This window comes from Streptomyces sp. (assembly GCF_031181555.1).
Classification (GTDB): Bacteria; Actinomycetota; Actinomycetes; order Streptomycetales; family Streptomycetaceae; genus Streptomyces; species Streptomyces fimbriatus.
Genome location: NZ_JAPSKQ010000202.1, coordinates 1 through 10,023 on the forward strand (window position 1 = coordinate 1; position 10,023 = coordinate 10,023).

Sequence of the window (10,023 nt, forward strand, 5' to 3'; positions counted from 1 at the left end):
CAGCAAGCCCGCCGGCCAGCCGTGCTCGAACCTCCAGCAGGACTTCCGCTGCGGCATCCACACGCAGCTGCGCGACGAGGGCTATCCCGGCTGCACCGTCTTCGACTGCTTCGGCGCCGGGCAGAAGGTCTCCCAGATCACCTTCGGCGGCACCGACTGGCGGCAGGCGCCGAGGACGGCGCGCTCCATGTTCGAGGTCTTCCCCGTCATGCGGCAGCTGCACGAGCTGCTCTGGTACGTCACCGAGGCTCTCGACCTCGCACCGGCCCGCCCCGTCCACGAGGAGCTGCGCACGGCGCTGGCCCACCTCGACGGCCTGACCCGCGCCGACGCCGAGTCGATCGTCCAGCTGGACGTGAACGCGCTGCGCGGCGAGGTCAACACACTGCTGCTGCGGGCCAGCGAGCTCGTCCGGGCCCGGGTGCCGGGCCGCAGGAAGAACCACCGCGGAGCCGACCTGATCGGCGCGAAGCTGTCCGGCGCCGACCTCAGGGGGGCGAGCCTGCGCGGCGCCCTCCTCGTCGCCGCCGACCTCGGCGGGGCCGACCTGCGCGACGCCGACCTGATCGGGGCCGACCTGCGCGACGCCGACCTGCGCGGCGCCGACCTCACCGGCGCCCTCTTCCTCACCCAGGCCCAGCTGAACGCGGCCAGGGGCGACGCGGCCACCGTGCTGCCCCCCGCGCTCAGCCGGCCCGCTCACTGGTAGACGCGCGGCCTCCTGCGGAAACGGCCCGACCCCGTCGACGGCGTCGAACGACTCGGCCACGGCGACCTCCTCGGACAGCAGCCCCTCCAGCAGTCCGCCCGGCGCCGTAGCGTCGACCACACCGCCTCCCTCCGCCCGAACGGCACACCGGGTGAGACCCTGTGCCGCCGCGTCCGCCCCGCGATCAGCGCCTCCCTGCCCGCCTCACGCTCGGTCGCTCAGCACCTTGGCCCTCCACAACAGCAGCTGGGCCCACTCGGCCCGGTCCAGCAGCCCGGCAGTCGCCTTCAGCGCTGCCCTCCCTGCCAGGACAACGACGGTCACCGGATCGGGACATGACGCCGCGTCGCCTCCCCCTTGCTCATCGACGAGCCCAGGAGCCGTCCCACCGCATGGGACACGGTGCAAGGCGGCGTTTCCCTCGGGACGCGAGACCTAAGCCCATGGTCCGACGCGCTGCCCGATGTGCTCCCTCACGCATGCTGGTCGGATGGGGGGATGAGTGATCTTGTCGACGAGCCGGGGCCGGATGTCCGTCTGCGCTTGGCCGACGAAAGAAATGCCTGGTTGTGCACCGTACGTCCCGACGGCTCCGCCCACATCACGCCCGTCTGGTTCATCTACCGGAACTCCCGGTGGTGGATCGGTTCGGAGCACAGCTCCGTCAAGGTCAGGAACATCCGCAAGGAACCGCGTGTGTCCCTGGCTTTGGAGGACGGCCGGTTCCCGGTCGTTGCCGAAGGAGACGCATCGCTGATCCTTGACGGGTTCCCCCGCGAGGTCGTGACCGCATTCGAGCAGAAGTACGGGTGGGACGTGTCCGCTCCCACACGCCCCGGAAGCAAGCGTGTGCTGCTGGAGGTGCATGTACGTCGGTGGCTGTTGACCGGCACGGCCCAGTGACGGCGGCGGTGTGAGCAGTCTCAAGCCATGGGTGCGCACATCTTTGGCGCGACGAGACGCCTTCGGCTTCGCCCGGGACGAGGGCGCCGAGGTGGCGGTGGGGCGGCGCTCGACGACGCCGCAGACACCGTGGTCGCGGGCTGTCTGCGCAACGCCACCGCCGTGGGCCGCTGGCTCGCCGGCCAGGACCACGGCACCGAGCAGCGGCCGGACGGCGTGATCGCCTCCGGGGAGCGCCGGCCCGACGGGTGCCCGCGCCCCGCACTGGAGGACCTGCTCGGGGCGGACGTGGCCATCGCCGCACTGAAGGAGCACAGGGGCGGGCCGCTGTCGCCGGAGGCCGCCATGGCCCCCGCCGCCTTCGGCGGGTGCCACGACCGCCTGGCGCCTGGTCACCGACACAGGCATCACCGCGTTCGGCCGGCTCTCGGCACCGGTGATCTTCCTCGCCCTCGTGGTGCTGCCGCTCGCCCCGGCTTGTACGGTATTCCGCTCGGTCCGGCGTAAGAGCAGGGAACGGCTGACGGCGGCGGTCCCGGCGGCGCTGACGCTGCTCGGCGCGTCCGTCGTGCCGTTCGCGGCTCTGTGCCTGATCTTCGTGTACGCAAACTGACCTCCGGCGAGCATCTCGGCGCGCAGGCGACGTCGCACACGGCGAGTCGCGCCCGCGGCGGGCGAGGTCCGGGGCCGGTTGCCGGCCGGCGCCGGAGCCGGCGCCGATGACGACGGCGGCCTTGGCGCGGACGCTGCTCATGCGGCTCCTCCTGTCCGGGCGGCGGCGGTGACGGCGGCGCCGTGGGGGCGGGCGAGGTCGGTGGTGAGTTCCACCAGGCGATCGAGGACTGCGGGTGCGAGGTGGTGGGCCACGCCGGTGATCTCCACGTGCCCGGCGCCGTGGATCGCGGTGGCGGTGGCCCGGCCGCCGGCGGGGTGCACCATGCGGTCGACGTCGCCGTGCACGACGAGCGTGGGGGCGGTGGTGCGGCGCAGTTCGCCGGTGCGATCGCCGGACGCCTGGACCGTCGACATGCCGACCAGGTGCGCCCGGTCGACGTCGAGGTGGTCGAGGAGCCCGTGGGCGTCGGCTGCCCTGTCGGCGAGGTCGTAGGCGTCCGGCCGGGTCCGGGCCAGCAGCTGCCGCAGCCTGCCCGGTGGCGGAGCCGGCATCCGGCTCGACCGGCCGGCGTCGCGGTTGTCGAACCGGATGACCTTGAAACCGCGGTCGACGAACCCGTCGACCATCGGCCGGGGCCAGGACGTGAGGTCCAGGCCCAACCCGGCGATCAGCAGCAGGGGAACGCCCTCGGCGGGCCCTTCGACCCTGTAGCAGATGCGGGGGCCGGCCGGGAGGTCGACGAACCGGTCCCCGCCGGCGTGCGGTGCGGCGGACGCCGACGCGGCGCTCACCGGGCCACCTCCGCTCTTCACCGCGGCACGGAAACACCGTCCGACGTCCATGACCGGCGGCGCTTGCAGCAAGCCCGAGCGGCTCGGCTCGCACCCCCGGCCGGGTGGCCGGCGTGCTGCCCGACCGGTCAGCACGCCGGCTCCGGGGCCCGATCCGTTTTCACCGCCGGACGGCACGCGTCATCAGTTCTGGCGCGTCCCCTCGGCGGTCATGGGTAGTTCCAGGCGGGGACCGCGGAAGCGTCGGCGCAGGAGCCGGTCGTGCGTCACCACGACCAGTGTGCCGGTGTAGCGGGCCAGGGCCGTCTCGATCTCCTCCACCAGGACGGGGGCCAGGTGGTTCGTCGGCTCGTCGAGCAGCAGCAGATCGAGGGGACCGGCCGTCACGAGCCGGGCCAGTTCGAGCTTGCGGCGCTGCCCGACGGACAGCTCCCGTACAGGGGCGGCGAGATCGGCGGCGTGGAACAGGCCGAGCGCGAGCAGTGCCTCGGCGTGCTCGTCGGGGTGCCCCGCCCTGTCGGCCGCGAACGACGTGAGCAGCGTTCGGTCGTCGAAAGCGGTATCGGGCGCGCTCTGCTGGCGCAGGAATCCGATCCGCCGCGGCCGGCGCACGGTACCGGCGTCAGGTGTCAGTTCCCCTGCCATCAGCCGGAGAAGGGTGCTTTTGCCGGCGCCGTTGGGGCCGGTGACGAGCAGGCGGTCGCCAGGGGCGAGTTTCAGGGACGGAACGTACAACCGACCTTCGACCAGGACGTCCTCCAGCTGTGTCGCCGTTGGTGTTCCCCCGGCGGCCGGCGTGCCTTCGACGCGGCCTGTGAACCGCAGCGGCTGCGGAGGCGGCGGCACGGGGTGCTCCGTGAGCCGTTGCAACCGCTCGCGTGCGTTACGGATGCGGCTCTGTGCGCCGTGCGCCCGCGAGCGCGCCCGGAAGGCGCCGGCGCCGCTGAACGCCCACGGCCCCTTGCGGGGGATCTCGGCCAGCAGCCCGATCCCGGTGTCGGCGAGGCGTTCCTGTCGGGCGACCTCATTGCGCCATTGCTCGTGATCCCACGCCCACCGGGCCCGGGCCGCCGCCTTGGCGGCGAGAAAGCCGGTGTACCCGTTGCCGTAGCGCCGCACCGTGTGCTGGTCGTGGTCCACTTCCAGGACGGTGGAGGTGACGCGATCCAGGAACGCCCGATCGTGCGTGGCCACGATCACCGTGCCGCGGTGGCGGCGCAGACGGCCTTCGAGCCAGGTCACGGCCTCGTCGTCCAGATCGTTGGTCGGCTCGTCGAGCAGGAGCAGTTCGGGGGCCGGGGCCAGGGTCGCGGCGAGCGCGAGCCGGGAGCGCTGCCCTCCGGAGAGGGTGCTCAGCAAACGCGTGCGGTCCAGTGGCGCGTGCTCGCCGAGTCGGCGCAGGTTCACCTCGACACGGCGATCCGCTCCGTGCCCGCCCCGCGCCTCGAACTCGGCCACCAGGGCGGCGTAGTGCTCGAACTCGGCGGGGCCGGCCGCGTCCAGCGCGGCCTCCGCGGTCCGGATACGGCGTTCCAGGGTGCGCAATTCGCCCAGCACGCGGTCCACGGCGTCACCCACGCGCGCCGCCCCTGGCAGGTCGAGGGTCTGGCGAAGGTGGCCGATGCCGCCTGGTGCCGTGACGGTCAGGCTGCCGTTGTCCACCGGCTCCTGCCCTGCGAGCAACCGCAGGAGCGTGGACTTGCCGGAGCCGTTGTCCCCGACGATCCCGACCTTCTCGCCCGGTCGGACAGTGAAAGACACGCGGTCCAGCACGATGCGGTCACCATAGCGCTTGGTCACCTCGGCAAGAGCGAGCTGAGACGTGGTGAGAGGAGGAGCAGTCGCGGTGGTGCCGGCGGGAGCAGGGTGCAAGAGCAGTCCTTTGCTGGGCGAACAGGATCGTGCGGCGGGCAGGAGGAGCATCGGTCGTCGACCGACGGGCAAGAAACTAGACGATACGGTTCGTCTCGTCAAGCTCGAAACGCGCCGCCCGGAACCCTCGTTGCCGACCGCGTCGGCAACGGACTCCAGCCGGCCCGGCAGGACGGCGCGCACCTGCCTTCGACCCTCACCGGGCCGTGAAGCGGGACCTTCAGCGCGACGTACCGGGCAGGACGTCCTGCCGGCCGGGGCCGCCGGCCCTGCGACGACGTCTCCGGCGCGAGCCGTGCCGGTCCCCGAGGCCGGTTGACGCCGCGCCCGACCCGGCGCGGCCCTCAGGCGCGCCCGATGGCGCGGGCGCGGTCGAGCGGCCCAGCTCCGCCGCCGGGGGGCCTGACGCCCTCGCGGGGTGCTCCGGAGCCGGTCAAGGCCTGCCCACCGCCGGTTCTCCCATCGGCCCTGGACGCTCGGTCACGCCACTCGCCTCTCGCCCTGCTCCGGCTCCTCCTCGTCCGGCAGGTGGACGTCGTTCACGGCGATGTTCACCTCCACGACTTCCAGGCCGGTCATCTGTTCCACCGCCTCGATGACATGGGCGCGCACGTCCCCGGCCGTGTCCGTGATCGAAGCGCCGTACTCGACGACCACCTGCAGATCGACAGCCGCCTGGCGCTCCCCGACCTCCACGCTCACTCCCCGGGTGACGTCGCTTCCCCCGCCCGGCACACGCTCGCGCACCGCCCCGAACGCCCTGGCCATCCCGCCCCCCAGGTGGTGGATCTCGGGAATCTCGCGGGCGGCCATGCCCGCGATCTTCGCTACGACACCGTCCGCCACAGTGGTGCTCCCACGCTCCCTCGGAGGGGTGCCGGTGCCCCCGCGCTTTCGCGGTTCCGCCTCCCTCTCGTCCCGGGACCTCACCTCTGTGGTGGTTTCGGTGCGACTCGGGGTCTCCGTCATGACGGTCACCTCACGATCGTTGGTACGGATTCGCCGGGTGTTGTCCCTTGTCGACCTTAGTTCGAAGTGGCATAAGGTGCTAAAGATGATGAATGGGACTCACCGGGATCCGGCCCTGTGGCACGAGGAGCCGAGAATCGCCCGGACGGCTCCGGCCCGATCGCCGGAGCAGCCCCCTCGCCGCCCCGCGACGCGGGATGCGGCCGGAACGCTTCACCCGTCTGTTCCGTACCCGAGTGATCCGACCGGCCGCATCGATCAGACCTGCCAGGGCCTCCGGGCGCGCGCCGGTGCGGTCGTTTCACGCTCGTCGCGCGGCCTCCGGAACGCGAAGGCCGCGGCCACCCCGCCCAACAGTCCGAACAGGTGTCCTTGCCAGCTGACCCCGGCAGCCGTCGGCAGGACGCCCCACAGGAGTGACCCGTACACCACGGCGACGAGAGCGCCCACGACGATGTCGCCGACACGGCGATCCACGAAGCCGCGTGTCAGCAGGTAGCCGAAGAGGCCGAAGACGACACCGGACGCACCCCCGGTCGTGGAGTGTGCGGGCGCCGTCAGCCACACTCCCAGACCGCCGGCGAGGACGATCACCAGGACGACGGCGAGGAACCGGCGCGTGCCGGACAGCGCGGCAAGGAAGCCGAGAACCAGCAGCGGCACGCTGTTCGCGGCGAGATGGTCGAAGCCGAAGTGCACGAAGGCGGCGGGCACGACGTCCCGCAGTTCGCCCACCTGGCGCGGGCTGACGCCGAAGGTGTCCAGGGCGTGACCGCTCGCCGCGTCGACGGCCTCGAGCACCCACAGCAGGGCGACCCAGCCGGCCATCAGGACGCAGGCGCTCCTGGCTCGCCCACGGCGCGGCCGGCGCGCGGGGCGAACGACGCCGTACGATCCGTACGGAGATTCAGGGCCGTACTGCGATCCGTCCATCATGAGACTTCCTGGTTCTCCTCGTGTACCGCTCAACGCTGGGAGAGGGGGCTCGGTTCCCGCCCTGCGGGCAGCCCGGTCACGGGCGGCGCGCACAGCGGCCGACTCGTTCCTCCCGCCGACGACGCCTGGGGCTCCGTTCCGCACGCCCGGCCGGACGCGGTGTCCCCCGAGGTGATCGGGACCGCCGCTCCGGATCCTGTCTCCGAGCCGGTTCACGCCCCGGTTCCGAAGCCACACGCCGGAAGCGTTCCTGACGTGTCCCGACAGGCCCGTGCATCGTTGGCCGGTCGGAACCCGTGCACCCCACCGCCCCCGAGGAGCCCTCGTGGCCAGTCCGAGCCCGCTGTCCGTCGACCGGGACGAGGGCCCGCCGTCCCTCCCCTTCACCGAACGCGCGCACGTCCGGGCCGCCGGCCTCGGTGAGGCCCTGCCGCAGCGGGCCGACGGACTCGGTTTCCACGCCGGCACCCCGTCCCGGCACCAGGATTCCGGCCGCTGCCGATACCCGCGCGACCGGCGGCGCGCAGGCTCAGCCGACCGGGCCCGGACATGAAGCGGCAACCGGCGGTGGTGCTGCGCGCCGCAGCGGTCCGCAAGAGCTTCGGGTCCCGACATGTCCTGCGCGGGGTCGGCTTCGAGGCGCGGGCGGGACAGTTGGTGGGCATCGTCGGGGAGAACGGCGCCGGGAAGACCACCCTGCTGCGCATCCTCAGCGGCGACCTGCGCCCCGACGACGGACGCGTCGACCTGGTGGGCACACGGGGCTACTGCCCGCAGCACCCGGTCCTGGACGAGGAACTGACCGTGCGCCAGCACCTGCGTCTCTTCCAGGTCGCCTACCGTCTCCCGAGTCCCGGCCGCGCGCTCCAGCTGATCGACACCCTCTCCGTGGCCGGCTATCTGGACGCGCCGGTGAAAGTCCTCAGCGGTGGCACCCTGCAGAAGCTGAACCTGGTCCTGGCCTTGATGCACGATCCGGACGTCGTGCTGCTCGACGAGCCGTACCAGGGCTTCGACTGGGAAACCTACCTGCGGTTCTGGGACCTCGCCCAAGAGTTGAAAGGCCGCGGCCGCACCGTGATCATCGTCTCCCACCTCGCCCACGACACCGAACGCCTGGACGTCCTGCACCATCTGCGCGACGGCCTCCTCGGACCCTCACCCGCGGCGGGCACCACATGAGCGCCCACCTGGTCAGTGCCTACCTGGTCGCCTGCCGCTACGCCCTGCTGGCCATGGCGAAGAACCGGCTGGCCGCCGTGCTCCTGATCGCCTTCATCCCGATGTGGATCACCGTGGCGAAAACCCTCACCACGCCGAAGACGTTTCCCTTCCGGCTGCGTGCCACCGGAACCTGGCTGCGCGCCGGCGGGGACGAGATCACGATGATCAGCGGCTCCCTGAACGCCGTGTCCCTGCTCGTGGGATTCCTGATGTTCAGCGCCGCACGCCGCACCAGGGCCTTCGACCGTCGCCTCACCGCAGCCGGCTATCCCCGGACCGCCCTCATCGGCGCCAAGCTCACCACGCTCCTGGTCGCATCAGTACTGGTCAGCACCTATGCCACCGCCTGGATGCTGCTGTTCTGGTCTCCCCTGCAGCCCTTCCTCCTCGGCATCGCGGTCCTGGCGGTCTGCCTGGTCTACGGGGCCATGGGCATGTGCCTGGCCCTCTTCCTGCCCGGCGAGGTCGAAGGACTGGTCACGATCATCATGATCAGCATCATCGACCTCGCGCCGCAGAATCCCGTCGCCAGCACCACCGCCGACAAAACCCTGGTCGAGCTGCTTCCGAGCTACGGCTCCCTCCAGACCAGCCTCGCCGCAGGCTTCACCCGGAACGCCACCTTGAGTCCTCTGCTCCACAGCACGGCCTGGCTGACCGCCATGACCGCCACCGCGCTCGCCGCCTTCGCCCTCCACACCCGCGCCCACCAGCCGCCCGCGCCCCACCATGACGGATGAGAGCCTCCGGCGAAGCCGTCGGACCCGGCGGAGGGTGCCCGGGCCGGTGCCGTGGGGCCGGCCACGGCCGGGATCCCGAGGAAGAGGCAGGCACCAGGGCTTACGGTTCCGAACCTCGCACGTGCGGGGCCGGGAGGCCACGGCCGGTCCCCTTTGGCGTGCGGCGGGACACGAACGGGTGCGGTGGTGGTTTCGGCTCGGGCTGCCGGCGGTTAGAAGGGGGCGAGGAAGGAGATCCGCCATGCCTGCACAGGGACCCGAAAAGCAACCCACGGCCGAGCTCGACGCCCGCTACAGCTCCGCGCTCAATCCCCGCCCGGGTGCCTCGGCCCTCACCGCCGTCGAGTGGAGCGAGGCCCAGCGGCAGCTGGAGACCGCGGAGATCTTCTGGGTGTCCACGGTGCGGCCCGACGGACGGCTGCACGTCACCCCCGTGATCGCCGCCTGGCACGACGGCGTGCTCTACTTCTCCACCGGGCCGGGGGAACAGAAGGCGAGGAACCTCGCACATGATGCCCACTGCGCGCTGACCACCGGCGGGAACTCCCTCACCGAAGGGCTCGACCTGGTGGTCGAGGGCAGGGCGGAGCCGGTTGTCGATCCAGCGGTGCTGGAGGAGGTGATCGCCGCGCACGAGGCGAAGTACGGGCCGCACATCACCTCGCCCGAGGGCACCTTCCACGGGCTCGGGGATACGTTCCGCAAGGGGGACGCGGTGGTGTTCGCGGTGGCCCCGGTCACGGCGTACGGCTTCGGTCGGGACAACGGGGTCTACACCCATACGCGGTGGGTGTTCTGAGCGGCGGAACATCCCGGGGCCGTACCCGCCCGCCTCTCCCCCACGGCTGTCACCGAGTCCCGGGATCGGGGGCGCAGCGGTTGCCGCTGACCACCCGTCCTCGCCCTCGGAGCTGACAGGACCCGGACCAGGCCGTGGGCGCCAAAGGACGGGGTCATGGCGTCGACGCGCCCGGCCTGCCGGGACCTCCGCTCCGGGCCCCGGAACAGGCACGGCACGGCCGTTCCCCCGTCCCGCCGGGCACGGCCCACCGCCGAGCCACGGCCGGGAGGAGCAGAGCTCCGGCCGGATTGCCGAGCGTTGCACCGTGCGGCGGATCCCTGTGCCCGGGAGGCGGGAACCATCCCGCCGGAACGACTCGTCACTGATCACTGCCGCCGCCCGGAGCGGCGGGAAACACCGTACGCGAAGCAACAGCGGGGGATCTCATGCAGTGTGCGTCTGCGGCGAGAGCGGCCTGACGG

General features: G+C 72.1%; 11 protein-coding genes. 7 read left to right on the plus strand and 4 right to left on the minus strand.

The genetic code is table 11. The annotated features are described in order from the left end of the window. The 3 genes from RIM90_RS27910 to RIM90_RS27920 all read left to right on the plus strand — a co-directional run. Positions 1-709: pentapeptide repeat-containing protein (locus tag RIM90_RS27910; protein ID WP_309063527.1), on the plus strand; the 709-nt coding region annotated here is incomplete at its 5' end. A 498-nt stretch (positions 710-1,207) separates the two neighbouring features. Continuing rightward, on the plus strand, positions 1,208-1,612 hold the full coding sequence (locus tag RIM90_RS27915; RefSeq protein WP_309063528.1) for a pyridoxamine 5'-phosphate oxidase family protein: 405 nt from the start codon (positions 1,208-1,210) through the stop codon (positions 1,610-1,612). A gap of 436 nt (positions 1,613-2,048) precedes the next feature. Further along, complete coding sequence (locus RIM90_RS27920) at positions 2,049-2,225, plus strand: hypothetical protein (protein ID WP_309063529.1); 177 nt, start codon at positions 2,049-2,051, stop codon at positions 2,223-2,225. A 137-nt stretch (positions 2,226-2,362) separates the two neighbouring features. Here the strand turns inward: RIM90_RS27920 and RIM90_RS27925 are convergent, their stop codons facing one another. From RIM90_RS27925 to RIM90_RS27940, 4 genes are all read right to left on the minus strand, one after another. Continuing rightward, complete coding sequence (locus RIM90_RS27925; protein WP_309063530.1) at positions 2,363-3,019, minus strand: alpha/beta fold hydrolase; 657 nt, start codon at positions 3,017-3,019, stop codon at positions 2,363-2,365. A 183-nt stretch (positions 3,020-3,202) separates the two neighbouring features. Then, entirely contained in the window at positions 3,203-4,942 is a 1,740-nt protein-coding gene (gene abc-f / locus RIM90_RS27930; protein ID WP_309063537.1) for a ribosomal protection-like ABC-F family protein, read from the minus strand. A 429-nt stretch (positions 4,943-5,371) separates the two neighbouring features. Next, positions 5,372-5,860, minus strand: a complete 489-nt coding sequence (locus RIM90_RS27935; RefSeq protein WP_309063531.1) for an Asp23/Gls24 family envelope stress response protein — start codon at positions 5,858-5,860, stop codon at positions 5,372-5,374. A gap of 258 nt (positions 5,861-6,118) precedes the next feature. Next, complete coding sequence (locus tag RIM90_RS27940; protein ID WP_309063532.1) at positions 6,119-6,688, minus strand: rhomboid family intramembrane serine protease; 570 nt, start codon at positions 6,686-6,688, stop codon at positions 6,119-6,121. Between the two features lie 433 nt (positions 6,689-7,121). Between RIM90_RS27940 and RIM90_RS27945 the strand changes: the two genes are divergently transcribed. The 4 genes from RIM90_RS27945 (at position 7,122) to RIM90_RS27960 (ending at position 9,559) form a co-directional block, all read left to right on the plus strand. Further along, a complete protein-coding gene (locus RIM90_RS27945; protein ID WP_309063533.1) occupies positions 7,122-7,349 on the plus strand; it encodes a hypothetical protein in 228 nt (75 codons plus the stop codon). Next, a complete protein-coding gene (locus tag RIM90_RS27950) occupies positions 7,346-7,978 on the plus strand; it encodes an ABC transporter ATP-binding protein (protein ID WP_309063534.1) in 633 nt (210 codons plus the stop codon). The genes RIM90_RS27945 and RIM90_RS27950 overlap by 4 nt, the downstream gene beginning before the upstream one ends. Further along, positions 7,975-8,760 carry a hypothetical protein gene (locus RIM90_RS27955; protein ID WP_309063535.1) on the plus strand — a complete coding sequence of 262 codons (786 nt, stop codon included), beginning with the start codon at positions 7,975-7,977 and terminating at the stop codon, positions 8,758-8,760. Before RIM90_RS27950 ends, RIM90_RS27955 begins: the two co-directional genes overlap by 4 nt. 241 nt (positions 8,761-9,001) lie before the next feature. Continuing rightward, positions 9,002-9,559, plus strand: coding sequence for a pyridoxamine 5'-phosphate oxidase family protein (locus tag RIM90_RS27960; RefSeq protein WP_309063536.1), 558 nt, complete (start codon positions 9,002-9,004; stop codon positions 9,557-9,559). Positions 9,560-10,023: the final 464 nt, after the last annotated feature.